This is a genomic window from Novosphingobium sp. APW14 (genome assembly GCF_032337075.1).
Classification (GTDB): Bacteria; Pseudomonadota; Alphaproteobacteria; order Sphingomonadales; family Sphingomonadaceae; genus Novosphingobium.
The window spans coordinates 475,114-500,254 of sequence record NZ_JAVYAB010000001.1 but is presented as its reverse complement, the minus strand read 5'-3'; the positions used below and the strand labels follow the sequence as shown (position 1 = coordinate 500,254).

The 25,141-nt window shown below is 61.9% G+C and carries 25 protein-coding genes; 21 read left to right on the top strand and 4 right to left on the bottom strand.

What is annotated here, in order from left to right; genetic code table 11:
* The first annotated feature begins 31 nt into the window (after positions 1 to 31).
* Genes prfB through RQP55_RS02520 form a run of 3 tightly spaced genes read left to right on the top strand, consistent with a single transcriptional unit; the run spans position 32 to position 3,287 of the window.
* Positions 32 to 1,159, top strand: a complete 1,128-nt coding sequence (gene prfB, locus RQP55_RS02530) for a peptide chain release factor 2 (protein WP_315608597.1) — start codon at positions 32 to 34, stop codon at positions 1,157 to 1,159.
* Positions 1,156 to 1,881, top strand: coding sequence for a class I SAM-dependent methyltransferase (locus tag RQP55_RS02525; protein ID WP_315608596.1), 726 nt, complete (start codon positions 1,156 to 1,158; stop codon positions 1,879 to 1,881). Before prfB ends, RQP55_RS02525 begins: the two co-directional genes overlap by 4 nt.
* Positions 1,881 to 3,287, top strand: coding sequence for an NAD(P)H-dependent flavin oxidoreductase (locus RQP55_RS02520; RefSeq protein ID WP_315608595.1), 1,407 nt, complete (start codon positions 1,881 to 1,883; stop codon positions 3,285 to 3,287). The genes RQP55_RS02525 and RQP55_RS02520 overlap by 1 nt, the downstream gene beginning before the upstream one ends.
* 49 nt (positions 3,288 to 3,336) lie before the next feature.
* Here RQP55_RS02520 and RQP55_RS02515 read toward each other — a convergent pair whose 3' ends face one another.
* Both RQP55_RS02515 and RQP55_RS02510 read right to left on the bottom strand, forming a co-directional pair.
* Complete coding sequence (locus tag RQP55_RS02515; RefSeq protein ID WP_410000250.1) at positions 3,337 to 4,644, bottom strand: ammonium transporter; 1,308 nt, start codon at positions 4,642 to 4,644, stop codon at positions 3,337 to 3,339.
* 108 nt (positions 4,645 to 4,752) lie between these two features.
* A complete protein-coding gene (locus tag RQP55_RS02510) occupies positions 4,753 to 5,772 on the bottom strand; it encodes a D-glycerate dehydrogenase (RefSeq protein ID WP_315608594.1) in 1,020 nt (339 codons plus the stop codon).
* Between the two features lie 77 nt (positions 5,773 to 5,849).
* On the opposite strand from RQP55_RS02510, the gene RQP55_RS02505 reads away from it, so the two are divergent.
* Positions 5,850 to 6,320: an SH3 domain-containing protein gene (locus RQP55_RS02505; RefSeq protein ID WP_315608593.1), complete on the top strand. Its 471-nt coding sequence runs from the start codon at positions 5,850 to 5,852 to the stop codon at positions 6,318 to 6,320.
* A 43-nt stretch (positions 6,321 to 6,363) separates the two neighbouring features.
* Here the strand turns inward: RQP55_RS02505 and RQP55_RS02500 are convergent, their stop codons facing one another.
* Together RQP55_RS02500 and RQP55_RS02495 are read right to left on the bottom strand one after the other, a co-directional pair.
* Positions 6,364 to 6,756, bottom strand: a complete 393-nt coding sequence (locus RQP55_RS02500) for a hypothetical protein (RefSeq protein ID WP_315608592.1) — start codon at positions 6,754 to 6,756, stop codon at positions 6,364 to 6,366.
* A gap of 54 nt (positions 6,757 to 6,810) precedes the next feature.
* On the bottom strand, positions 6,811 to 8,010 hold the full coding sequence (locus RQP55_RS02495; RefSeq protein ID WP_315608591.1) for an acetyl-CoA C-acyltransferase: 1,200 nt from the start codon (positions 8,008 to 8,010) through the stop codon (positions 6,811 to 6,813).
* A 139-nt stretch (positions 8,011 to 8,149) separates the two neighbouring features.
* On the opposite strand from RQP55_RS02495, the gene RQP55_RS02490 reads away from it, so the two are divergent.
* From RQP55_RS02490 to nuoN, 17 genes are all read left to right on the top strand, one after another.
* Positions 8,150 to 9,583, top strand: coding sequence for a coniferyl aldehyde dehydrogenase (locus tag RQP55_RS02490; protein ID WP_315608590.1), 1,434 nt, complete (start codon positions 8,150 to 8,152; stop codon positions 9,581 to 9,583).
* Between the two features lie 123 nt (positions 9,584 to 9,706).
* Complete coding sequence (gene ndhC, locus RQP55_RS02485; protein ID WP_315608589.1) at positions 9,707 to 10,081, top strand: NADH-quinone oxidoreductase subunit A; 375 nt, start codon at positions 9,707 to 9,709, stop codon at positions 10,079 to 10,081.
* Complete coding sequence (locus RQP55_RS02480) at positions 10,078 to 10,647, top strand: NADH-quinone oxidoreductase subunit B family protein (RefSeq protein ID WP_315608588.1); 570 nt, start codon at positions 10,078 to 10,080, stop codon at positions 10,645 to 10,647. The genes ndhC and RQP55_RS02480 overlap by 4 nt, the downstream gene beginning before the upstream one ends.
* Positions 10,644 to 11,426, top strand: coding sequence for an NADH-quinone oxidoreductase subunit C (locus RQP55_RS02475; protein WP_315608587.1), 783 nt, complete (start codon positions 10,644 to 10,646; stop codon positions 11,424 to 11,426). The genes RQP55_RS02480 and RQP55_RS02475 overlap by 4 nt, the downstream gene beginning before the upstream one ends.
* A complete protein-coding gene (locus RQP55_RS02470; RefSeq protein WP_315608586.1) occupies positions 11,423 to 12,634 on the top strand; it encodes an NADH-quinone oxidoreductase subunit D in 1,212 nt (403 codons plus the stop codon). The genes RQP55_RS02475 and RQP55_RS02470 overlap by 4 nt, the downstream gene beginning before the upstream one ends.
* Positions 12,635 to 12,657: 23 nt before the next feature.
* Positions 12,658 to 12,963 (top strand): nuclear transport factor 2 family protein, encoded by a 306-nt coding sequence (locus RQP55_RS02465; protein WP_315608628.1) that lies wholly within the window; start codon positions 12,658 to 12,660, stop codon positions 12,961 to 12,963.
* Positions 12,963 to 13,631: an NAD(P)H-dependent oxidoreductase subunit E gene (locus RQP55_RS02460; RefSeq protein WP_315608585.1), complete on the top strand. Its 669-nt coding sequence runs from the start codon at positions 12,963 to 12,965 to the stop codon at positions 13,629 to 13,631. Before RQP55_RS02465 ends, RQP55_RS02460 begins: the two co-directional genes overlap by 1 nt.
* 3 nt (positions 13,632 to 13,634) lie before the next feature.
* On the top strand, positions 13,635 to 14,921 hold the full coding sequence (nuoF, locus tag RQP55_RS02455; RefSeq protein WP_315608584.1) for an NADH-quinone oxidoreductase subunit NuoF: 1,287 nt from the start codon (positions 13,635 to 13,637) through the stop codon (positions 14,919 to 14,921).
* On the top strand, positions 14,918 to 15,646 hold the full coding sequence (locus RQP55_RS02450; protein WP_315608583.1) for a hypothetical protein: 729 nt from the start codon (positions 14,918 to 14,920) through the stop codon (positions 15,644 to 15,646). Before nuoF ends, RQP55_RS02450 begins: the two co-directional genes overlap by 4 nt.
* Positions 15,646 to 17,652, top strand: a complete 2,007-nt coding sequence (nuoG, locus tag RQP55_RS02445) for an NADH-quinone oxidoreductase subunit NuoG (RefSeq protein ID WP_315608582.1) — start codon at positions 15,646 to 15,648, stop codon at positions 17,650 to 17,652. Before RQP55_RS02450 ends, nuoG begins: the two co-directional genes overlap by 1 nt.
* Positions 17,649 to 18,692, top strand: a complete 1,044-nt coding sequence (nuoH, locus tag RQP55_RS02440; RefSeq protein ID WP_315608581.1) for an NADH-quinone oxidoreductase subunit NuoH — start codon at positions 17,649 to 17,651, stop codon at positions 18,690 to 18,692. Before nuoG ends, nuoH begins: the two co-directional genes overlap by 4 nt.
* A complete protein-coding gene (gene nuoI / locus RQP55_RS02435; RefSeq protein ID WP_315608580.1) occupies positions 18,689 to 19,174 on the top strand; it encodes an NADH-quinone oxidoreductase subunit NuoI in 486 nt (161 codons plus the stop codon). The genes nuoH and nuoI overlap by 4 nt, the downstream gene beginning before the upstream one ends.
* Positions 19,175 to 19,186: 12 nt before the next feature.
* Positions 19,187 to 19,804 (top strand): NADH-quinone oxidoreductase subunit J, encoded by a 618-nt coding sequence (locus tag RQP55_RS02430; protein WP_315608579.1) that lies wholly within the window; start codon positions 19,187 to 19,189, stop codon positions 19,802 to 19,804.
* Positions 19,804 to 20,109: an NADH-quinone oxidoreductase subunit NuoK gene (gene nuoK, locus RQP55_RS02425; protein WP_315608578.1), complete on the top strand. Its 306-nt coding sequence runs from the start codon at positions 19,804 to 19,806 to the stop codon at positions 20,107 to 20,109. The genes RQP55_RS02430 and nuoK overlap by 1 nt, the downstream gene beginning before the upstream one ends.
* 6 nt (positions 20,110 to 20,115) lie before the next feature.
* Complete coding sequence (nuoL, locus tag RQP55_RS02420; RefSeq protein WP_315608577.1) at positions 20,116 to 22,137, top strand: NADH-quinone oxidoreductase subunit L; 2,022 nt, start codon at positions 20,116 to 20,118, stop codon at positions 22,135 to 22,137.
* Between the two features lies 1 nt (position 22,138).
* Positions 22,139 to 23,677, top strand: a complete 1,539-nt coding sequence (locus tag RQP55_RS02415; RefSeq protein ID WP_315608576.1) for an NADH-quinone oxidoreductase subunit M — start codon at positions 22,139 to 22,141, stop codon at positions 23,675 to 23,677.
* A complete protein-coding gene (gene nuoN / locus RQP55_RS02410; protein WP_315608575.1) occupies positions 23,677 to 25,140 on the top strand; it encodes an NADH-quinone oxidoreductase subunit NuoN in 1,464 nt (487 codons plus the stop codon). The genes RQP55_RS02415 and nuoN overlap by 1 nt, the downstream gene beginning before the upstream one ends.
* Position 25,141: the final 1 nt, after the last annotated feature.

Below are 25,141 nucleotides of genomic sequence, written 5' to 3'. Positions count from 1 at the left end.
CCTGTACCCGAAAATACGGAGTTGAAGTGCCATGCGTGCCGAAGGGCAGGCCCATATCGATCGGATCAACGCCGCGCTGGCCCTGGTCCGCAAGTTCCTGGACTGGGACCGCGCGTTGCGTCGGCTCGATGAACTTAACGCCCGGGTCGAGGATCCCAAGCTTTGGGACAGCCCCAAAGACGCCGAGGCGGTGATGAAGGAACGTCGCCGGCTTGAGGCGGCGATCGGCACGGTCAACGACATCTCGGCGCAAATGGCCGACGCCATCGAATTCGTCGAACTGGGCGAGATGGAGAATGACGAGGCGACCATCCAGGAAGGCCTCGATGCGCTGTGCAGGCTGGCGGATCGCGCCGGCCAGGACAAGGTCCAGGCCTTGCTGGCGGGCGAGGCGGACGCCAACGATACCTACATCGAAATCCATGCGGGTGCTGGCGGCACGGAAAGCCAGGACTGGGCAGAGATGCTCTTCCGGATGTACACCCGTTGGGCCGAAAAGCGCGGATTCAAGGTTGATACGATCGAGTATCAGGCAGGCGAGCAGGCGGGGATCAAAAGCGCGACAATCCTGGTCAAGGGCGAGAATGCCTATGGCTATGCCAAGACCGAAAGCGGGGTTCACCGCCTGGTCCGGATCAGCCCCTATGACAGCTCGGCTCGGCGCCATACCAGCTTCAGCTCGGTCTGGGTCTTCCCGGTGATCGATGACAATTTCAGCATCGAGATCAACCCGGCCGACCTTAAGATCGATACCTATCGTGCCTCGGGTGCGGGCGGTCAGCACGTTAACACGACCGACTCGGCCGTACGCATCACCCACGTCCCCAGCGGGATCATCGTCGCCAGCCAGCAAGATCGCAGCCAGCACAAGAACCGCGAAATCTGTATGGGCATGCTGAAATCGCGCCTCTACGAAGAGGAAATGCGCAAGCGTGAAGAGGCCGCCAGTGCCGAACACTCTGCCAAGAGCGATATTGGCTGGGGCCATCAGATCCGTTCTTACGTTCTCCAGCCGTACCAGATGGTGAAGGACCTGCGCACCGGTGTGACAAGCCCAACCCCGTCCGACGTGCTTGATGGCGATGTGGATCAGTTCATGGCCGCGGCGCTGGCCCAGCGCGTCACCGGTGAAAAGGTTGACGTGGAGGATGACGATTGAGGCTATTTGCGGCCTTGGCTGCGCTGACGCTGCTTTCAGCCTGCGGAGGCGAGAAGGACGCTGACCGCCCAGAGACTTCGCGCGATTTCCCCAAGGCCTGGCGACCGGTTTCCGCCATCGGCAGTAACGAATTCGGCAACGAGGATCAGCGCGACAACCTTGGCGAAGCGGAAGTCGTCATGGACCTTGCGGTGATCAAGGCGGGTATGACCGTGGCCGACATCGGCGCGGGCGAGGGCTATTACACGGTCCGCCTGGCTGAACGGGTCGGGGCCAAGGGGCGCGTTCTGGCGCAAGATATCGATCCTGGCGCAATCCAGCGGCTTGGCCAGCGGGTTGAACGCGAACGCCTGGATAATGTTTCGATCAAGACCGGCGCGCCGGATAATCCAAGGCTTCCGGCCAACAGCTTTGATCGGGTCTTCCTGGTACACATGTACCACGAAGTGACTGAGCCTTATGCCTTCCTTTGGCGATTGCGTCCGGCGCTGCGCCAGGGCGGGCAGGTGATTGTTGTCGACGTTGATCGACCGACCGATCGCCACGGAATTCCGCCAAGCCTGCTGTTCTGTGAATTTCAGGCCGTGGGCTTTCGCCTGGCTGAATTTGTGCGTAGACCGGAACTCAACGGTTACTACGCACGGTTTGAAGCGCTTGGGCCGCGCCCCGAACCGGGGGCAATCAAGCCGTGTAATACGGCGCAGGGAAAGACTGGGAGCTAATGACGTTCAAGGGTTTGAAGCCGATCCTTTATGGTGGTCGTGAAGTTTGGCCGCTGGTTGAGGGCGGCAAGGGGGTCGCTGCAACCAATCACGCAAGCTCGGGCGCCTGGGCTGCCGCCGGCGGGATCGGCACAGTGAGCGCGGTCAACGCCGATAGCTATGACGCTGAAGGCAAGATCATTCCCCAGATCTACGATGCCCTGACCCGCAAGGAACGGCACGAACAGCTTATTCAATATGGCATTTCCGGCGCGGTCGAACAGGTCCGCCGAGCCTACGAAATTTCCAACGGCAAGGGCGCGATCAACATCAACGTCCTGTGGGAAATGGGCGGGGCCCAGCAGATCCTTGAGGGCGTTCTGGAAAAGACCCGCGGCATGGTAACCGGCGTTACCTGCGGTGCGGGGATGCCCTATAAGCTCTCGGAAATCGCGGCCCGCTTTAACGTCAATTACCTGCCCATCGTCAGCTCGGCGCGGGCATTCCGTGCACTTTGGAAGCGGGCCTATCACAAGGTGGCCGAACTGATGGCTGCCGTGGTCTATGAAGATCCCTGGCTGGCGGGAGGGCACAACGGGCTTTCGAATGCCGAAGATCCGCTGAAGCCGGAAGATCCCTATCCGCGCGTCAAGGCGCTGCGCGACACCATGCGCGCGGAAGGTGTGCCGGATTCGGTGCCGATCGTGATGGCCGGCGGGGTCTGGTTCCTGCGTGAGTGGGAGAACTGGATCGACAATCCGGAACTGGGCAGCATCGCCTTTCAGTTCGGCACCCGTCCGCTGCTGACCGAGGAAAGCCCGATCCCGCAGGCATGGAAGGACCATCTGCGCACGCTTGAGCCGGGTGACGTGCTGCTGCACCGTTTCTCGCCGACGGGGTTCTATTCTTCGGCGGTCAAGAACCCGTTCCTGCGTAAGCTTGAGACCCGCAGCGAGCGCCAGATCCCCTATTCGAAGGTTGAGGCGGGCGAACACACCGTCCAGCTCGACGTGGGTGTCCGCGGCAAAAACTTCTGGGTCGCTCCGCGCGATCTGGAACGCGCGCGGGGCTGGGTGGCCGCCGGGTACAGCGAAGGCCTGCGCACGCCGGACGATACCATCGTTTTCGTGGCCCCTGAAGAGCGCAGTGAAATCCAGCAGGACCAGAAGGACTGCATGGGCTGTCTCAGCCACTGCGGATTCTCGTCATGGAAGGATCATGACGATTACACCACCGGCCGCCTCGCCGATCCGCGCAGCTTTTGCATCCAGAAGACCCTGCAAGACATCGCCCACGGCGGCCCGATTGACGACAACCTGATGTTCGCCGGGCACGCCGCCTATCGCTTCAAGCAGGACCCGTTCTATTCAAACAACTTCACCCCCACGGTGAAGCAGCTGGTTGACCGGATCCTGACCGGCGATTGATGATCGGTTGATTGGGCGAGGCGGGTTTCAGGCCCGCCTCGCCAAAGCCTCAGTCCAGTTCCCAGGCGCGCTCGCCATGGCTGGTAATGTCCAGGCCCTCGCGCTCGGCATCCTCGCTCACCCGCATCGGGAAGAACAGGCTGACCATCACGGCAATGACCGCGCTGGCAATGGCAGAGTACAGCGCTACGACGCCGACGCCCACCGCCTGCGCTACCAGCTGGTTCGCCATGCCAAAACCTTCCGCGTAACCGGTGCCGCCAAGGCTGGGTGAAATGAAGACCGCCAGCAGCAGCGAGCCCATGATGCCGCCGACCCCGTGGACGGCGAAAACATCAAGCGAGTCGTCGATCTTGAGCTTTTGCTTCACCAGTTGGATCATAGGATAGCACCCGGCCGCGGCGATCACGCCCAGCAGCATTGCTGCGCCTGGTGAAATATAGCCTGCCGCGGGCGTGACCGTTGCAAGGCCCGCGATCGCGCCAGTCGCAAAGCCGACCGAAGTGGGCTTGCCGACGGTAAAGCGTTCGATCAGCAGCCAGGCCAGCGCAGCGACACTGGCGGCAACGTGCGTGTTGATGATTGCGCTGGCAGCATCGTCGCTGGCAGCAAGGGCCGAGCCACCGTTAAAGCCGAACCAGCCCACCCACAGCAGCGCCGCACCGGCCATCGTCAACGAAGGGCTGTGCGGCAGCATCAGGGTCTTGGGGAAGCCTTGGCGACGGCCCAGCAAGAGCGCGGCAACCAGTGCTGAAACACCGGCGGTGGTATGGACCACGATGCCGCCGGCAAAGTCGAGCGTACCCATCTTGGTCGCCAGCCAGCCTTGGCCCCAAACCCAGTGGGCAACGGGAGCATAAACGATCAGGCTCCACAGCGCGCTGAAGCCGACCACCCAGCCAAACCGCGCGCGATCAACCCAGGCGCCAACCATCAGCGCAGGTGTAATCGCGGCGAAGGTCAGCTGAAACAGCGCAAAGGTTCGCTCCGAAATGCCAAGTTCGCCGTGGAGCAGTTGCCCGGTGCCGATCAGCATCCAGGCATTTCCAGCGCCGATCCAGCCGCTTGTCACGCTGCCAAAGGCCAGAGTGTAACCGACTATAATCCACAAGGTTGAGGCAATCGCGGCAATCGCACCTACCTGAACCAGCACCGAAAGGAAGTTCTTGGCGCGCACCAGGCCGCCATAGAACAGCGTCAGACCGGGCATGGTCATCAGCAGAACCAGCGCCGAAGAGGTCAGGATCCAGGCTGTATCGCCGGTGTCGACCGCGCCGGTCGCGGCGGCTTGCGCCAAGGCGGGACTTGCGCCTGCCAGCATGGCGATGCCGGCCGTCAAACCCAGTTTACTGCGCATTTCGATTCCTCCCCCGCCGATCCCGGTCGATTCCGCGCGGAGGGTTAGAGCAATAATCAATATCTCGGCAAGCGATTGCACTGCCGATTCATTGCGCCAAATCGGGATTTATGCCCAGCCTTGTAACACCTGGTCGGGTGGGCGGTGTCCGTCAGACCAGAACCGGATGTTGGCGATGACCTTTTCACCGGCTAACGAGCGCCCCTCTACCGTGGCGCTGCCAAGATGGGGCAGGGTGATGACATTGGGCTGGGCGATCAAACGCGGATCAACGTTTGGTTCGTGCGCATATACGTCCAAACCGGCGCCGCCGATCTGGCCCGATTGCAGCGCGGCGATCAGCGCCTCCTCATCGATCAGGTCCCCGCGCGCCGTGTTTATGACATAGGCCCCGGGCTTGAGCAGCGCGATCCGTTCGGCATCCAGCAGGTGGTGCGTTTCGGCACTGGCCGGGCAATGCAACGAGATGACGTCAGCCTCGGCCAGCAACTTGTCCAGATCGCTGACGTAGCGTGCACCCAGCATATTCTCGATCGCGCCGGGGAGCGGGCGGCGGTTGTGATAAGTGACGTCCATGCCGAACGCCCTTGCGCGATGCGCCACGGCTTGGCCGATCCGCCCCATGCCAACAATCGCGAGCCGCTTGCCGCCAATTGATCGACCCAGCAGTTGGGTTGGTGTCCACCCGGTCCAGGCGCCATCCCTGACCAGTCGGCTGCCTTCGCCAAGCCGGCGAGGGACCGAAAGGATCAGCATCATCGTCAGGTCAGCCGTATCGTCGGTAAACACGCCAGGCGTATTGGTAACGATGATCTTGCGGGCGCGCGCGGCGGCCAGGTCGATATGCTCGATCCCGGCGCCGAAATTGGCGATGAGTCCAAGCCGGTCGCCGCAATCCTCGATCATGGTTGCGTCAATCCGGTCGGTCACCGTTGGCACCAGTACGTCGGTGTTGCGCATCGCCGAGACCAACTGATCGCGCGTTAGCGGGGCATCTGCCTCGTTGATGGTGAGATCAAACAGTTCCGCCATTCGGGCCTCGACGGCGGGAACCAGCCGGCGAGTAAGGTAGACCCGTGGCTTACCCAAAACCCGACGTGCAAGCGGCGTATCAGAGACGATCGGCATGCACTTGCGCTAAGCCGGTGGATGGCTGTGGGTCAAGCGGCTTGAACCTTGCGGGCGGTCATCGCTATCAGCGAATCATGCTGACCCGACTTTTCATACTGCCTGCCATCGCCGTTTTGGGAATTGCCGCACAGGCTTCGGCGCAGGAAGCCAAGACTCCCTATTGGGCTTCGATCCGCGCCGGAGAAGTAAACATGCGGGTTGGTCCGGCAGAGGACTACCAGATCGCCTGGGTCTACCGGCGTCCCCAGCTTCCGGTTAAGGTATTGCGGTTGAAGGATGGCTGGCGCCTGGTGCAGGATCCGGACGGTGCGAAGGGCTGGATGAACCAACGCTTCCTGACCCGCCAGCGGACCGCGTTCGTGAGCGGCAAGACGCCGGCTGACATGCGCCAGGCTGGCGATGACGGCGCCAGGCTGCTGTGGCGGATTGCGCCGGGCAATGTGGGCTTACTGGGTGATTGCGATGCAGGCTGGTGCCAGTTCGAGCTGGGCAAGCGGAAGGGCTTTGTGCAGCAGTCGCGCCTTTGGGGCGCTGGCGAACCTTAGGATCAGTGGCGGGGAGGGCATGGACCGCTCCCCGCCGGGAACTTCACGGCTTGGCCGGGGTAACCGTGACGGTCATTTTGCCGTCGGTTGAGGTTGCCTTGAACGAACCATCGGCATCTGGAGGAGTAAGGGTGAAGCAGGTTTCACCTTCGTCACCCTCTGGATCGAAGCAATCCATGCCGTTCTTGCCGGTGATGGTGCCCTTTATTTCGGTGCCATCCGGAGCCTTGTCGACATAGGTTCCGTCGGCATTGATAAGGGTCGTTCCAGCCGGACCATTATCATTGGTTACGGTGTAGAGCCCCGGTGGTGTGATCGATTTGCCCGCAACCTCCGCGCTGCTGGCGGCGGTATTTTCGGCCGCTGGCGCTTCTTCGGCCTTGTTGTTGCAAGCGGCCAGGCTGGCCACGGCGGCGATCAGAATAAGCTTTTTCATCGTCATCTCCCCATCGGGATGAAGAGGCTATGCCCGATCGTCGCTGCTGGCAACTCAGTCCACAAGCTCAACCGCAAGGGCGGTTGCTTCACCCCCACCGATGCACAGGCTGGCCACACCCTTGGTCTTGCCATGACGCTTGAGCGCGGCGATCAGCGTCGTCACGATGCGGGCGCCTGACGCGCCAATCGGATGGCCTAGCGCGGTTGCGCCGCCGTGGACGTTGATCTTGTCGTGCGGAATGCCCAGGTCGTGCATCGCGAACATGGCAACGCAGGCAAACGCTTCGTTCACTTCAAACAGGTCGACCTCATCCATTGACCAACCCGCGCGTTCCAGCACCTTGTTGATTGCGCCGACCGGTGCCGTCGTGAAATCCTTTGGCTCCTGGGCATGCGCGGCCAGGGCCACCACCTTGGCAACCGGCTTGGCTCCCTTGGCTTGGGCAATGCTCTGGCGGGTGAGGACCAGCGCAGCGGCACCATCCGAGATCGAGCTGGATGTGGCCGCCGTGATCGTGCCGTCCTTGGCGAAGGCAGGCTTCAGTGTGGGGATCTTGTCCGGGCGGCCCTTGCCGGGTTGCTCATCGGTGTCGACCACGGTTTCGCCCGAACGGCTGACAACAGTTACGGGCACCACTTCGTCGGCAAAGGCACCGCTCGCAATGGCGGCCTGTGCGCGGCGGAGCGACTCGATTGAGTAGGCGTCCTGGGCTTCGCGGGTCAGTTGATAGGCATTCGCCGTATCCTGCGCGAAGGTGCCCATGGCGCGGCCCGCGTCATAGGCGTCCTCAAGCCCGTCAAGAAACATGTGGTCATAGGCCATGTCATGGCCAATCCGGGCGCCTGAGCGATGCTTCTTAAGGATGTAGGGCGCATTGGTCATGCTCTCCATTCCGCCTGCCACGACCAGGTCGATGGTGCCGGCAGCCAAAGCCTCGGCACCCATGATCAAGGTTTGCATGCCCGATCCGCACACCTTGTTGACCGTCGTCGCCTGGACCGATTTGGGCAAACCAGCCTTGATCGTGGCCTGGCGGGCAGGGGCCTGGCCCAGGCCTGCAGGGAGAACGCAGCCCATGTAGACGCGTTCGATCTCTTCTCCCTTTACGCCAGATCGCGCCACTGCCGCCTTGATCGCCGTGGCCCCGAGGTCGGTGGCTGAAACGTCCGCAAGAGCGCCCTGCATTCCACCCATAGGGGTGCGGGCGTATGACAAGATGACGATCGGGTCGGCGGGAGAGAGCTGCGGCATGGCAAGGGCCTTTCGCTGAGTGGAGATGGGCTCCTCTAATGCTGCACTGCGGCAATGGCAATTGTTCGAATGCCCGATGACTTGCCAAGCGCCGCGACTTGCTCGAAAAGAGTGGCAAATAGAAACTGGAGAGCCTGAAATGAGCGCGACTGAATTGACACGGATGGATGCTGTGCTGGCCCGTCAAAAGAAGGCGTTTACCACTGCTCAGCCAGAGGCGCTTTCAGTCCGCCGTGACCGGATGGATCGGGCCATTGCCATGCTGATCGATCATCGGGATGATTTTGCCAAGGCTGTCTCGGCCGATTTCGGGCACCGCAGCATTGAGCAGACCTTGATGACCGACATCCTGCCTTCGGTGAGTGCGCTCAAGCATGCGCGCAAGCATTTTGAAGCCTGGTCCCGCAATGAGAAGCGCAAGGCCATGTTCCCGCTTGGGCTGCTGGGCGCGAAGGCCGAAGTGCGTTGGCAACCCAAAGGTGTGGTTGGTGTTATTGCACCGTGGAACTTCCCTGTCGGTATGGTGATGGTTCCAATGGCTGGGGTACTCGCGGCCGGTAACCGCGCGATGATTAAGCCCAGCGAGTTTACCGAACGGGTTTCAGAGCTGTTTGCCGAAGTGGTGCCGCAGTATTTCGCGGAAGAGGAAATGGCGGTATTTACCGGCGGAGTGGAGGTTGGCACAGCCTTTTCAAAGCTGGCCTTCGATCATTTGATCTTCACCGGGGCCACCAGTGTCGGCAAGCATATCATGCGCGCCGCGGCAGAGAACCTGGTGCCAGTGACCCTGGAACTGGGCGGCAAATCGCCGACCTTCATCGGCCGCAGTGCGAACAAGGCCAAGGCAGCGCAGCGCATCGCCATGGGCAAGATGATGAACGCCGGGCAGATTTGTCTGGCGCCAGATTACCTGCTGGTTGCCAAGGAGCAAGAAGACGAGGTGATCGGCAATGTCGTCAACTCGGTCAGCGCAATGTATCCGACCTTGCTCTCGAACGATGATTACACGTCTGTGGTAAACGGGCGCAATCGTGAGCGGCTCGAGAGCTATCTTGCCGATGCGCGCGAAAAGGGTGCGGAACTGATCGAGGTTAACCCCGGGAACGAAGACTTTGGCGCATCGAATGGCAACAAGATGCCGCTTACAATCGTGCGCAACGTAACCGATGACATGAAAGTCATGCAGGATGAGATTTTCGGTCCGATCCTGCCGGTGATGACCTATTCGGCCATTGACGAAGCGATTGACTATGTGAACGCCCACGATCGCCCGTTGGGCCTTTATTACTTCGGCGAGGACAAGGCTGAGGAAGAAAAGGTCCTTACCCGGACGATCTCGGGCGGCGTCACGGTCAATGATGTCCTGTTCCACAATGCGATGGAAGACCTGCCCTTTGGTGGTGTCGGGCCTTCGGGCATGGGCAACTATCATGGTCTCGACGGGTTCAAGACCTTCAGTCATCCTCGTGCGGTCTACCGCCAGAGCGGGATGGACATTGCCAGCCTGTCTGGTTTCAAGCCGCCATACGGCAAATCAACGCAGGCAACTCTGGCGCGGGAACTGAAGAAGTAGGGCTTTGGCCTGTAAGCCCTGGTCAAAGGGAATAATCGGGTAAATTGCGGGCTTCCCCCACTTGCGCCGGGCGAGTGGGGGGACTAGGGCGCGGGCATTCATCCGCAATGCCGAGTCAGAGCCTTGGTTGACCTGTCGCAATACCTGCCGATCCTGATTTTCCTTGGGATCGCCCTGGCGCTTTCAAGCCTGTTCGTTTTTCTGCCTATGGGTGTTGCCCGCCTCACTGGCGCGCACAACCCGAATGCAGAGAAGCTGAGCGAATATGAGTGTGGTTTCCCGGCCTTTGAGGACCCGCGCAGCCAGTTCGACGTGCGCTTTTATTTGGTCGCGATCCTTTTCATCATCTTTGACCTTGAAGCGGCTTTCCTGTTCCCCTGGGCTGTCAGCCTTGATCTGACGGGCTGGCCGGGCTGGATCACGATGATGGTGTTCCTCGGCGAATTGGCGATTGGCCTGGCCTATGCCTGGAAAATGGGGGCTTTGGATTGGGAATGAGCACGCTCGTGAATGCCCAGGGATTGCCGCTTGGCGCGGCGCAGGCAGGTCAGGCGGCGATCACGCCGCCGGACCAGGCCTTTTTCAACGACCTTAATGCCGAGGTGAATGACAAGGGCTTCCTCGTCACCAGCACCGAGGACCTGTTCCAGTGGGCCCGTACCGGCTCGTTGTGGTGGATGACCTTCGGTCTGGCCTGCTGCGCGGTCGAGATGATCCACGTCAACATGCCGCGCTATGATATGGAGCGCTTTGGCGTTGCCCCGCGCGCATCCCCGCGCCAGTCGGACGTGATGATCGTGGCCGGCACGCTGTGCAACAAGATGGCTCCGGCGCTGCGCAAGGTCTACGACCAGATGTCGGATCCGAAGTACGTGATCTCGATGGGTTCGTGCGCCAATGGTGGCGGCTACTACCACTATTCCTACTCGGTGGTGCGCGGCTGTGACCGGATCGTGCCGGTCGATATCTACATCCCGGGTTGCCCGCCGACTGCCGAAGCGCTGCTGTACGGCGTGATGCAGCTCCAGCGGAAGATCCGCCGCGTGGGGACGATCGAGCGATGAGCGTGCTCCATCCTGCTCCGCGTTTTGCTGGCAGCGACGGCGTGATCGAAGCGGTCAGCGCCACGCTTGGTTCGCGCCTGATCGAAGCACGCGAGGCGACCGGCGAAGTCATCCTGACGGTTGAACGCGCGGCCATTGCCGAGGCGCTGCAACTGCTGCGAGACAATCACGAATACCAGCAGCTGATGGAGATCGCCGGGGTTGACTATCCTGACCGTGCTGAGCGGTTCGAGGTGGTCTACATGCTGCTCTCGCTGACCCGCAACCATCGCCTGTTGGTTAAGGTCAATGCGGCCGAGGACGCACCGGTGCCAACCGTAACCCACCTCTGGCCCGTTGCTGGATGGCTGGAACGCGAAGTGTTCGACCTTTACGGTGTGATCTTCGAAGGCAATGCCGACCTGCGCCGAATCCTGACGGACTATGGCTTTGAAGGCCATCCGTTCCGCAAGGACTTCCCGCTGACGGGTTACGTTGAACTGCGCTATTCGGAAGAAGACAAGCGCGTGGTCTATGAACCGGTGAAGCTGGCGCAGGACCTGCGCAGCTTTGATTTCATGAGCCCGTGGGAAGGCGCCGACTATACCCTGCCGGGCGACGAGAAGGCTGCAACGCCGCCGCCCCCTGCGCCAGCTCCAGCTCCAGCTCCAGCGCCAGCAGCCAAGGCCGCGGACAAGCCGAAAAAGGCAGCTGCGCCCAAGAAGACCGCTGCTCCTAAGGCGTCGGTCAAGAAGGCTGCAACCAAGAAGGTCGCGCCCAAGAAGGGAGACAAGGCATGAGCTTGCAGCTTGAGCAGTCGCCCACCACTGGCGATGATGTCATCACCAATTACACGATCAACTTCGGGCCCCAGCACCCTGCGGCGCACGGCGTGCTGCGTATGGTCATGGAGCTGGACGGCGAAGTGATCGAACGCGTCGATCCGCACGTCGGCCTGCTGCATCGCGGCACCGAAAAGCTGATCGAGCACAAGACCTATCTGCAGGCGCTGCCTTACTTTGACCGGCTCGATTACTGCTCGCCGCTGGGGATGGAGCATTCCTATGTGCTGGCGGTTGAAAAGCTGCTCAACCTGGAAGTGCCGGAACGCGCCCAGTATCTGCGCGTGCTGTTCGCTGAATTGACCCGCATCTGCAACCACATGCTCAACCTGGGCAGCCACGTGATGGATGTCGGCGCAATGACGCCGAACCTGTGGATGTTCGAAATCCGCGAGGATTGCCTCAACTTCTTCGAGCGCGCTTCTGGTGCGCGCATGCACGCCGCCTGGTTCCGCCCGGGCGGGGTCCATCAGGATGTTCCGGAAAAGCTACTGGTCGATATTGGCCAGTGGCTCGACACGCGCCTGCCGGAACTGTTCGAAGACGCGATGAGCCTGGTGGTCGACAACCGCATCTTCAAGCAGCGCAACGTTGATATCGCCACGGTCAGCAAGGAAGACGCGATCAAGTGGGGCTTCTCAGGCCCGATGATCCGCGGCTCGGGCATTGCATGGGATATCCGCAAGGCGCAGCCTTACGATGTGTATGACCGGATGGAATTCGACGTTCCCGTCGGCACCCGCGGCGATTGCTATGACCGGTTCATGGTTCGCGTCGAGGAAGTCCGTCAGTCGGCCCGGATCATGAAGCAGTGCCTGGCGCAGATGCCGTCGGGCCCGGTCGCCAGCACCGATCGCAAGGTCGTTCCGCCCAAGCGCGCCGAGATGAAGGCGTCGATGGAATCGCTGATCCACCACTTCAAGCTTTACACCGAAGGCTTCCACGTTCCGGCCGGCGAAGTCTATGTCGCCACCGAAAGCCCCAAGGGCGAGTTTGGCGTGTACCTGGTCGCCGACGGCAGCAACAAGCCGTACCGCTGCAAGATCCGCCCAACCGCGTTCAGCCACCTTCAGGCGATGGACTTCATGTGCAAGGGCCACATGCTGCCTGACGTGACCGCCATCATCGGCGCGATCGACGTGGTGTTCGGGGAGTGCGACCGGTGACGAAGCTCGCCATCGCTGAGCAGATGATTGCGCATTACAACGCGCAGGATGCCGATGCCTATGTCGCGCTGATGACCGACGATGCCTGCGAAGCGGGCTATCGCGGTGCAGTGGTGCGCGAAGGCAAGGAAGGCGTGCGTTCAGGCCTGAAGGCGATGTTCGCCGAATTTCCCCAGAACCGGGCTGAAATCATCCAGGGCTGGCAGTTGGGCGATACCGCCGTGCTGCATGAAAAAGTCTTCCGCTCGGCCGATGCCGAGCCGTTCGAAGTCATGTCCATCTACTCGTTCGAGGGCGATAAGTGCTCTCGCGTGGAGTTTGTCCGCTAATGGCCGACCGTCATCTCGAACCTGATACCCCGGAACTGCGTGCGCGGTGGGGCAACTTTGCCTGGACCAAGGAGAACGCGGCCAAGGCGAAGGAAATCGTCGCGCGCTATCCCGAAGGGCGGCAGCGCTCGGCGGTGATGCCGCTGCTGGATCTGGCCCAACGCCAGGTCGGTGCCGAAACCAATACCCAGGGCTGGCTGCCGATTCCGGTGATGGAATATGTCGCACAGTACCTCGACATGCCGGTGATCCGCGTGGTTGAGGTTGCGACCTTTTACTTCATGTACAACCTTGTTCCGGTTGGGAAATTCCACGTGCAGGTCTGCGGCACCACGCCGTGCATGCTGCGCGGGTCGGACGCGATCATGGCTGCCTGCAAGCAGCGCGGGATGGAGAAGGGCCACACCACCGAGGACGGCCTGTGGACGCTGACCGAGGTCGAATGCATGGGCAACTGTGCCTCGGCGCCGATGGTCCAGATCAACGACGACAATTATGAAGACCTGACGGCCGAGCGGCTCGATGCCGTGCTCGATGCGCTGGCCGCGGGCAAGACGCCCAAGGCCGGGACTCAGGAGCCGGGCCGCCATACCGTTGAACCGCTCGGTGGGCCGACCAGTCTTAAGGACATGGTCAAGGCCAACCACGATTACCGGAAGGAGTGGTAAGCCGTGTCGCTCCAGGACAAGGACCGCATCTTCACCAATCTCTACGGCTATCAGCCGTGGAACCTGAAGGCCGCGCAGGCGCGCGGTGATTGGGACAATACCAAAAAGATTCTCGCCAAGGGCCGGGATGCGATCATCGAGGAAATCAAGGCCTCGGGTCTGCGCGGTCGCGGCGGTGCGGGCTTCCCGACCGGCCTGAAGTGGTCGTTCATGCCGAAGGAAAGCAAGGACGGCCGTCCCAGCTTCCTGGTCATCAACGCTGACGAATCCGAACCCGGTTCGTGCAAGGACCGCGAAATCATCCGTCACGATCCGCACAAGCTGATCGAGGGCGCGCTGGTTGCAGGTTTCGCGATGGGCGCGCGCGCGGCCTATATCTACATCCGCGGGGAATACATCCGCGAAGCCGAAGTGCTGTTTGCCGCCGTGCAGGAGGCCTATGACGCCGGCCTGATCGGCAAGAACGCCTGCAAGAGCGGCTACGATTTCGACGTCTTCGTCCACCGCGGTGCGGGCGCCTACATCTGCGGCGAAGAAACCGCGATGATCGAAAGCATCGAGGGCAAGAAGGGCCAGCCCCGCCTGAAGCCGCCGTTCCCGGCCGGCGCGGGCCTCTATGGCTGCCCGACCACGGTCAACAACGTGGAATCGATCGCCGTTGCGCCGACGATCATCCGCCGCGGCGCATCGTGGTTCTCCAGCTTTGGGCGTGAGAACAACAAGGGCACCAAGCTGTTCCAGATCAGCGGGCACGTGAACAAGCCCTGCGTGGTCGAGGAAGCGATGAGCATCCCGTTCAGCGAACTGATCGAGAAGCACTGCGGCGGCATAACCGGGGGCAAGGACAACCTGCTGGCGGTGATCCCGGGCGGTTCCTCGGTGCCGCTGGTTCCGGCGGCGCAGATCTGGGACGCGCCGATGGACTTTGACGGGCTGCGCGAACTGGGCTCGGGCCTGGGTACGGCTGCGGTCATCGTCATGGACAAGTCGACCGACATCGTCCGCGCGATCAGCCGCCTGTCCTATTTCTACAAGCATGAAAGCTGCGGGCAGTGCACCCCTTGCCGCGAAGGTACGGGTTGGATGTGGCGCGTGATGGAGCGCCTGCGTACCGGCGATGCCGACGTGGGTGAAATCGACATGCTGTGGGATGTGACTAAGCAGGTTGAAGGCCATACCATTTGTGCTCTGGGTGATGCTGCCGCCTGGCCAATTCAGGGTCTGATCCGTCACTTCCGCCCGGAAATCGAACGCCGGATTGCCGAAAACGTGCGGGAGGCTGCCGAGTGAAGCAGGCTCTGCGCCTTCTTCCCCTGGTCGCGCTGACCAGCGCACCGGTGTCTGCTGCCGAGCCACCGAGCCCGCAGCAGATCCGGGCGTTTCTGGCCGAGTACGGCCAATGCGTGGTCCGGCGCGAGCCCGAATTGGCGCAGAAGTCCGTGCTGAGCGGGGCAAGCTTCAGCCGCGACAGCGCCGAGGGCAAGCGGCTGATGCAGCGTGAATGCATGAATGCCGAATTGCTGCGCAACACGCCTGAAAGTTTTGCCGGTCGGCTGCGGATGCGGTTCGATGAAGACACCTATCGCGGTGTCATCGCCGAAGCCCTGATCACGCGCGACAATCCCAGCCTTGATCCCACGGTGCTGCCGTCGATCGCCGTGCTGACCTATGAAGAGCCACGTCCGCTGCGGACCGTGGACCGTGAAGGCAAGCCTATTCCTGAGGAAGGCCTTGCCCGCCAGCGTGCCGCGATCGCGCGCAAGACCCAGGCCATGCTGATGGGCAAGCTGGGCGAATGCGCCGTCCGCGCGGCACCGGTTCAGTCCCGCACCGTCATGGCCGCGGCAATCGACACCCCGGTGGAGCTGCAGTCGCTCAACGCGCTGGGGCCGGCACTGGGCCAGTGCATCAAGGCCGGCGAAACCGTTGCCCTCGATCGGATCAGCGTGCGCGGCGCGCTAGCCATTGCTTATTACCGCCTGTCCCAGGCGAAGCCTTCCGGAGCGATCCAGTAATGCCCAAGGTAACCGTCGACGGCGTGGAACTAGAGGTCCCGGCAGGGGCCACGGTCCTGCAGGCCTGCGAAATGGCCGGTAAGGAAATTCCGCGCTTTTGCTATCACGAGCGTCTCAGCATCGCCGGCAACTGCCGCATGTGCCTGGTCGAGGTGAAGCCAGGGCCGCCGAAGCCGCAGGCTTCGTGTGCGCTGCCGGCTGCCGAGGGCCAGGAGATCCGCACCGACAGCCCAATGGTCAAGAAGGCGCGGGAAGGGGTGATGGAGTTCCTCCTGATCAACCACCCGCTTGATTGCCCGATCTGTGACCAGGGCGGCGAATGCGACTTGCAGGACCAGTCGGTCGCCTATGGCCGCGGCGCCTCGCGCTATGATGAGAACAAGCGCGCGGTCACCGAAAAGTACATGGGTCCGCTGATCAAGACGGTCATGACCCGTTGCATCCACTGCACGCGCTGCGTGCGCTTCTCGGAAGAGATCGCCGGGGTGGATGAGATCGGCGCGCTCTATCGCGGCGAAGCGATGCAGATCACGACCTATCTGGAAAAGGCCGCGGCGCATGAGCTGTCGGCCAATGTGATTGATCTCTGCCCGGTCGGCGCGCTGACCTCGCGCCCCTATGCCTTCGAAGCGCGGCCATGGGAGCTGAAAAAGACCCTGTCGATCGACGTTTCGGACGCGGTTGGCTCCAACATCCGGCTCGATAGCCGCGGCCGCGAGGTGCTGCGCATCCTGCCGCGCGTCAACGATGACGTGAACGAGGAATGGCTGTCGGACAAGGCGCGCTATCAGGTTGATGGCCTGACCCGCCGCCGGCTCGACCGCCCGTGGATCCGCCGCGATGGCAAGCTGGCCGCCGCGACCTGGGAAGAGGCCTTCGCCGCTGTTGCCAAGGTCAATCCGGGCAAGTCGCTTGCAGTGGTTGCGGGCGACATGGTCGATTGCGAAACGATGTTCGCCGCCAAGGCGCTGGCCGGTGCGCTGGGCAGCAAGCTGCTCGAAGGCCGTCAGACCGGCCTCGATTATGATTGCTCGAACCTAGCCGCGGTGAATTTCAATTCAACCATCGCCGGGATCGAATACGCCGATGCCGTGCTGATCGTTGGCAGCCAGGTTCGCTGGGAAGCGCCGCTGGTCAACACCCGCCTGCGCAAGGCCGCCAAGCGCGGCGCGAAGGTCTTCGTGGTTGGTCCCGAATGGGATGCAACCTACGCGGTCACCAACCTGGGCAATGACCTGGCGGTGCTCGACAAGCTGCCCAAGGACGCCGCCGATGCGTTTAAGAATGCGCAGCGTCCGGCGATCATCCTGGGTGGTGCCGCACTCGGCAAGGGTGCGCTCGGCCCAGCACTGGCGCTGGCCGAAAAGTACAAGCTCGTTCGCGATGGCTGGAACGGCTTCAATGTGCTGCACATGGCCGCTGCGCGCATGGGCGGGCTGATGCTGGGCTATGCCCAGAAGGGCGGCATTGCCGATCTGGTCAAGGCCAAGCCCAAGCTGCTGATCTCGCTTGGCGCGGACGAGGTGGACTACACAAAGTTCGCTGGCTCCATCGTCGTTTACGTCGGCCACCACGGTGACAAGGGCGCCCACGCGGCCGATATCATCCTGCCCGCCGCTGCCTTCAGCGAAAAGGCCGGGACCTATGTCAACACCGAGGGCCGGGTGCAGTATGCCGAGCAGGCCGTCTTCGCCCCGGGCGACGCCCGTGAGGATTGGACGATCCTGCGCGCACTGGCCGATGCCCTGGGCGTCTCGGTCGGTTTTGACAGCTTTGCCGAACTGCGTTCTGCGATGATCAAGGCCGTGCCCGCGCTCGGCAGCGAAGGCCTGGCGGCTTACGGCGCACTGCCCAAGGCCGAAAAGGCCAAGGCGGCAGGCACGATCGACGCCTATCCGATCAAGGATTTCTACCTGACCAACCCGATCGCCCGGGCCAGCGAAACCATGCAGCGCTGCTCGGCCGAACTGCTCCACGGTGAGCACTTCGCGGAGGCTGCGGAATGACTGAGTTCTTCCAATCGCTCGGCATGACTTTCGAATGGGCGTGGTTCACCGCGACCATCGCCGGGATCCTGCTGATCGCCCTGCCGCTGATGCTGGCCGTGGCGATGATCATCTATGTCGACCGCAAGGTCTGGGCCGCCATGGCGCTGCGCCGCGGACCGAACGTGGTTGGGCCATGGGGCCTGCTCCAGTCGTTCGCAGATGGCTTGAAGGTCTTCCTGCAGGAAACGATCGTGCCCTCGGCCGCGAACAAGGGCCTGTTCCTGATCGCGCCGATCATCACCTTTACGGTCGCGCTGCTGGCCTGGGCGGTGATACCGTTCAATTCGGGCGCAGTCCTGGCCGATATCAACGTTGGCCTGCTCTATGTCCTCGCGATCTCGTCGCTCGGGGTTTACGGTGTGGTCATTGCGGGCTGGTCGTCGAACTCGAAGTATCCGTTCTTCTCAGCCATGCGCGCCTCGGCGCAGATGATTTCCTACGAAGTCTCGATCGGTTTCATCCTGATCTGCGTGGTGCTCTGGGCCGGCAGCTTCAACCTGCGCGATATCGTTGAGGCGCAGCGCGCCCACGTCAGCGTGATCAATGGCTTCGTGGCGAACCCGCTGCTGTTCCCGATGTGGGTGATGTTCCTGATCTCTGGCATGGCCGAAACCGCCCGCGCGCCGTTCGACCTGACCGAGGCCGAGAGCGAGTTGGTCGCCGGTTACCAGACCGAATACTCGTCGATGAGCTTCGCGCTCTACTGGCTGGGTGAGTACGCCAACGTCCTGCTGATGTGTGCGCTCAATGCCGTGCTGTTCTTTGGCGGCTACCTGCCACCGCTGGACATTCCGGTGCTCTATCTGGTGCCGGGCTGGCTGTGGCTCTTCGCCAAGATCTTTTTCTTCTTCTTCATCTTCTCCTGGGTCAAGGCCACGGTCCCGCGCTATCGCTATGACCAGTTGATGCGCCTGGGTTGGAAGGTGTTCCTGCCGGTTTCGCTAGGCTTCGTTGTCCTGGTGAGCGGCTACCTGATGCTTACGAGGTACGGCGCATGAGTGTCGCTCAGCTCATCAAGAGCTTCACCCTTTGGGAATTCCTGAAGGCGCATTGGCTGACCCTGAAGTACTTCTTCAGGCCCAAGGCGACCATCAACTATCCCTTCGAGAAGAACCCGCTGAGCCCGCGTTTCCGCGGTGAGCATGCGCTGCGCCGCTATCCCAACGGGGAAGAGCGCTGCATCGCCTGCAAACTGTGCGAGGCCGTTTGCCCGGCGCAGGCGATCACGATCGAGGCCGAACCGCGCGATGATGGCAGCCGCCGTACGACGCGCTACGACATCGACATGACCAAGTGCATCTACTGCGGCTTCTGCCAGGAAGCCTGTCCGGTTGATGCAATCGTCGAGGGGCCGAACTTCGAATACGCGACCGAGACGCGCGAAGAACTGCTTTATGACAAGGCAAAGCTACTGGCGAACGGGGACAAGTGGGAGCGCGCAATTGCCGCTAACCTTGAAGCCGATGCGCCGTATCGTTAGGGGCGCGGCGGCATGATCCAGGTGCTTACCTTCTACCTGTTCGCAGGTATCATGATCGCGGCGGGGGCCTTTACGATCCTTGCCCGCAATCCCGTGCACTCGGTGCTGTGGCTGATCGTCGCGTTCTTCAACGCGGCGGGGCTGATGGTGCTGGCGGGGGCCGAATTCATCGCGATGCTGCTGGTGATCGTCTACGTTGGCGCCGTGGCGGTGCTGTTCCTGTTCGTGGTGATGATGCTCGACATCGATTTCGCCGAACTGCGCGCCGGGTTCATCAAGAACTTCCCGCTGGGGCTGGCTGTGGCCATTGTCCTGCTGGCCGAGATCGTGCTGGGCATGGGTGCTTACCAGGCCGGCTCGCTCAAGCTTGGCACGCCTGATGGCACGGCCGCTGCGGTGGCAGGGGCATCCAACATCAAGTCGATCGGCGCCTTGCTCTATGGCAAGTACCTGTTCCTGTTCGAAGCTGCCGGCATCATTCTGCTGGTGGCCATGGTTGGCGCGATCGTGCTGACCCACCGCCAGCGCGGCGGGGTCCGCGGCCAGAACATCGCGCAGCAGGTTGCGCGCCGTCCTGAAGAGGCCGTGATCAACACGCAGCCGGAAGTGGGCAAGGGGGTCCAGCTCTGATGATCGGCGTTGAACACTATGTAGTCGTCAGTTCGATCCTGTTCGTGCTTGGCGTCCTGGGGATCTTCCTCAACCGCAAGAACGTGATCGTCATCCTGATGGCGATTGAATTGATCCTGCTGTCGGTGAACCTGAACCTCGTGGCCTTCAGCAGCTTCCTGGGCGATCTGACTGGCCAGATCTTTGCCATGTTCGTCTTGACCGTGGCCGCTGGTGAAGCGGCGATCGGCCTCGCGATCCTGGTGATCTATTTCCGCCGCCGCGGCACTATCGCCGTTGACGACGTCAACCGGATGAAGGGGTAAGCATCCGTGGATCCGATCCTCTTCATCGTTTTCCTGCCGCTGCTGGCCGCGCTGATCGCGGGGCTGGGCAACCGCATGATTGGCAATGTGCCGGCCAAGCTGGTGACCACAGCTGGTCTGTTCGCGTCCTGCGCGCTGTCTTGGCCGATTTTCATCGCCTTCTTGGGCGGGCATGCCGAGGCCCACGTGGTGCCTGTGCTGCACTGGGTTCAGTCGGGCAGCCTGAACTTCGACTGGGCGCTGCGGGTGGATTCGCTGACCGCGGTGATGCTGGTGGTGATCACCACCGTCTCGGCGCTCGTCCACCTCTATTCCTGGGGTTACATGGAAGAGGACCCGGATCAGCCGCGGTTTTTCGCCTATCTCAGCCTGTTCACCTTCGCCATGCTGATGCTGGTGACCGCCAACAACCTGGTCCAGATGTTCTTTGGCTGGGAAGGGGTGGGCCTGGCCTCTTACCTGCTGATCGGTTTCTGGTTCCGCAAGCCCAGCGCCAGCGCCGCCGCGATCAAGGCCTTCGTGGTCAACCGCGTGGGTGACCTTGGCTTCATGCTGGGCATCTTCGGCACCTTCCTCGTGTTCAACACGGTTTCGATCCCGGAAATCCTGGTGCGTGCGCCGGGCATGGAAGGCTCAACCATCGGCTTCCTCGGCTATCGCTGGGATACGATGACGATCCTGTGCATCCTGCTGTTCATCGGCGCGATGGGTAAGTCGGCGCAGCTCGGCCTGCACACCTGGTTGCCGGACGCGATGGAAGGGCCGACGCCGGTTTCCGCCCTGATCCACGCCGCGACGATGGTTACCGCGGGCGTCTTCATGGTCTGCCGCCTGTCACCGATGTTCGAAGCCAGCCCGATTGCGCTCGACGTTGTCACCTATGTCGGCGCGGCCACCTGCTTCTTCGCAGCAACCGTTGGCCTGACGCAGTGGGACATCAAGCGGGTAATCGCCTATTCGACCTGCTCGCAGCTGGGCTACATGTTCTTCGCCGCGGGCGTTGGCGCCTATAACGCGGCAATGTTCCACCTGTTCACGCACGCCTTCTTCAAGGCGCTGCTGTTCCTGGGTGCGGGATCGGTGATCCACGCGATGCACCATGAGCAGGACATGCGCTATTACGGCGGTCTGCGTAAGCACATTCCGTTGACCTTCTGGGCGATGATGGCCGGCACGCTGGCGATCACCGGGGTTGGCGTTTACTGGCTGCATGCCGGTTTCGCAGGCTTCCATTCGAAGGACGCGATCCTTGAAGCGGCCTTCGCCAGTGGCAAGGAAGCCGGCCAGTTCGCCTTCTGGGTGGGCGTGACGGCGGCGTTGATGACCAGCTTCTATTCGTGGCGCCTGATCTTCCTGACCTTCTTCGGGAAGCCGCGTTGGGCCGGGTCCGAGCATATCCAGCACGCAGCGCATGATGCCCACCACGGGCATGATGACCATGCCCATGACCACGCGCATCACGATGATGGCACGGCCGGTTACCACCCGCATGAAAGCCCGCTGGCGATGCTGATCCCGCTGGGCGTGCTGACCCTGGGCGCGGTCTTTGCGGGTTGGGTGTTCAGCCACGCCTTCCTGGAAAGCGCCGAGTTCTGGAACGGTTCGCTGTTCTACAATGAGCATCTGATGCACGCGATGCATGAAGTGCCGCTGTGGGTGAAGCTTTCGGCCACGGTGGTCATGCTGCTCGGCCTGTCGGGCGCCTGGTACGCCTATATTCGCAACCCGGAATTCCCGGGCAAGGTCGTCGGCCAGATCGATGTCCTGTACCGCTTCGTATACAACAAGTGGTACTTCGATGAGCTCTACAACTTCCTGTTTGTCCGCCCGGCCTTCTGGCTTGGCGACAAGTTCTGGAAGCTGGGCGATATCGGCTTCATTGACCGCTTCGGTCCCAATGGTGCCGCCTGGACCGTGCAACAGGGCACGCGCTTCGCGCAGAAGGTTCAGTCGGGTTACCTCTATTCCTATGCTCTTGTGATGCTGCTGGGCCTGACGGCGGCGATCACCTGGATGATGGTGCGCTAAGATGGCCGGTTTTCCCATTCTCTCGGTGATGCTGCTGGTGCCTTTGCTGGCAGCGGTGGCCTGTCTGCTGGTTGAAGCCAAGGCGGCGCGGACGATAGCGCTCGTCGCAACCCTGGTAGATTTCGCGCTCGGCGTGGTCCTTTGGGCCAGTTATGACGTTGGCGGGGCGCAGTGGCAGTTCGTTGAGAACGTGCCCCTGTTCGCGGGCTTCTCGTGGGCGCTCGGCATCGATGGCATCGCGCTGATGCTGATCATGCTTTCGGTCTTCCTGATGCCGATCTGCGTGCTCGCCAGCGCCTCGATCGATAAGCGCGTGGGTGAATACATGGCGGCCTTCCTGCTGATGGAAGCCCTCATGATCGGCGTGTTCGCGGCGCAGGATCTTTACCTGTTCTACATCATGTTCGAGGCCGGCCTGATCCCGATGTACCTGATCATTGGCATCTGGGGTGGGCAGGACCGGATTTACGCCAGCTACAAGTTCTTCCTCTATACGCTGCTCGGCTCGGTGCTGATGCTGATCGCCATGCTGTGGATGGTGAATGAGGCCGGGACGACCGACATCCCGACCCTGATGGCCTATGATTTCGATCCCAAGGTCCAGACCTGGCTGTGGCTGGCCTTCTTCGCCAGCTTTGCGGTGAAGATGCCGATGTGGCCGGTTCACACCTGGCTGCCCGATGCGCACGTGCAGGCACCAACTGCCGGTTCGGTGATCCTGGCCGGCGTGCTGCTGAAGATGGGCGGCTATGGCTTCATCCGTTTTTCTCTGCCGATGTTCCCGGAAGCCTCGGCGCAGTTCGCGCCGCTGATCTTTGCCCTCTCGATGATTGCGGTGGTTGTCACCTCGCTGATCGCGCTGGTGCAGCACGATATGAAAAAGCTGATCGCCTACTCCTCGGTCGCCCACATGGCGATCGTCACGATCGGCCTGTTCGCCTTCAACCCGCAGGGTCTCGAAGGCTCCATGATCGTGATGCTCAGCCACGGTCTGGTTTCGGGCGCGCTGTTCCTCTGCGTTGGCGTGATCTACGATCGCCTGCACACGCGTGAGATCAACCGCTATGGCGGGCTCTCGATCAACATGCCCTATTACGCGCTGTTCTTCCTGCTGTTCACCATGGCCTCGATCGGCCTGCCGGGGACGAGCGGCTTCGTCGGTGAGTTCTTGAGCCTGGCGGGCATCTACCAGGTCTCAACCTGGGTGGCGCTTATCTGCACCACCGGGATCATCCTGGGCGCTGCCTATATGCTTTACCTCTACCGCCGCGTCGCCTTTGGTGAGCAGAAGAACGCCGATGCAGCTGCCATGGCAGACTTGAGCAAGCGCGAATGGCTGCTGCTGGCACCCATCGCCGCCGTGGTGCTGTGGATGGGGGTCTATCCCGAAAGCTTCCTGGCGCCGATGCGCGCCGATATTGCAGCGCTTGACGCGCGGATCGCCCGCGCCAAGCCGGAAGGCGATGCGCACTTGACCGCGCCCAAGCCGAAGGCTGCCTCTGCAACCGATGAACATGCCGCGCACGGGGGAGCGCACTGATGGATTTCGTCCAGTCTTTCCGTCTTGCCGCACCTGAAGTTCTCTTCAGCCTGTCTGGCCTGTTGCTGCTCCTAGGTGCCGCTTGGTCCCGCAGTGATGCCGGTGCGCGCATCATTACTTGGCTGGCGGTTGCCGTGCTTGCTGTTGCCGCAGGCCTGACCGCCCCGGCGCTGTTCAGCGGCGCGAAGGGGGCGGGAACGCTTGCTTTTTCGGGCCTGTTTGCAGCCACGGCCTTCGCCGCTTTTGCGAAGCTGCTGATCTTCGCGGCGGCCGGCGCCTCGCTGCTCGTTGCCCCGGCGTTCTTCCAGCGCATCGGCGCCTATCGCCCCGAATATCCGGTGCTGGTGCTGTTCGCCGTGCTGGGCATGTGCCTGATGGTTTCGGCAACCAACCTGCTAACGCTTTACATCGGGCTCGAACTCAATTCGCTCGCAGCCTATGTCTTTGCGGCATTCCTGCGGACCGATGACCGGTCGGCGGAAGCGGGTCTGAAGTACTTCGTACTTGGTTCGCTCGCCTCGGGCATCCTACTGTTCGGCACCAGCCTGACCTATGGTTTTGCCGGCATGATCGATTTCGCCGGGATCGCCGCTGCGCTGGACGGCAAGATCTCGACCGGTGCCATTTTCGGCCTGGTCTTTGTCTTTGCCGGCCTGGCCTTTAAGGTCAGCGCCGTGCCGTTCCACATGTGGACCCCGGACGTCTATGAAGGTGCACCGACCCCGGTCACCACCTTCTTCGCTTCGGCCCCCAAGGTTGCCGCGCTGGCACTGACGGTGATCGTGGCGATGACGGCCTTTGGCAATCAGGCTGCGGCCTGGCAGCCGATCGTGATCTTCGCCGCGCTGGCCTCGATCATCGTCGGTGCGCTCGGCGCCATCGGCCAGACGAACCTGAAGCGGCTGCTGGCCTATTCATCGATCAACAACGTCGGCTTCCTCCTGATCGGTCTTGCTGCGGCAACGCCGAAGGGTATCGCGGCAATGCTGGTCTACCTGGTGATCTACGTCGCGATGACCATCGGCGGCTTTGTGGCGCTCCTGATGTTCAAGGATGCAGACGGTGAACCGGTTGAAGACCTGCGTGATATTGCCGGGCTCTCTCGGCATCGCAAGCTTCTGGCCGCGGGCTTTGCGATGATCATGTTCAGTCTTGCGGGTATTCCGCCGCTGTTCGGTTTCTGGGGCAAGTTTGTGGTGTTCCAGGCTGCGGTTGAAGCTGGCATGGTCCCGCTCGCCGCGATCGGTATTGCCGCCAGCGTGATTGGTGCGTTTTATTACCTTAAGGTCGTCAAGGTCATGTATTTTGACGAACCGGCGATGAAGGTAACCGGCAAGAGCGACTGGGTGCATCAGTCCCTGCTGGCCGTGTGCGCCCTGCTGATCTCGCCGGCCGGCTACCTGCTGACGAAGTGCCTGGATGGCCTGTCGCTTTCGGCCGTAGCAGCGCTCATCACCCCCTGAG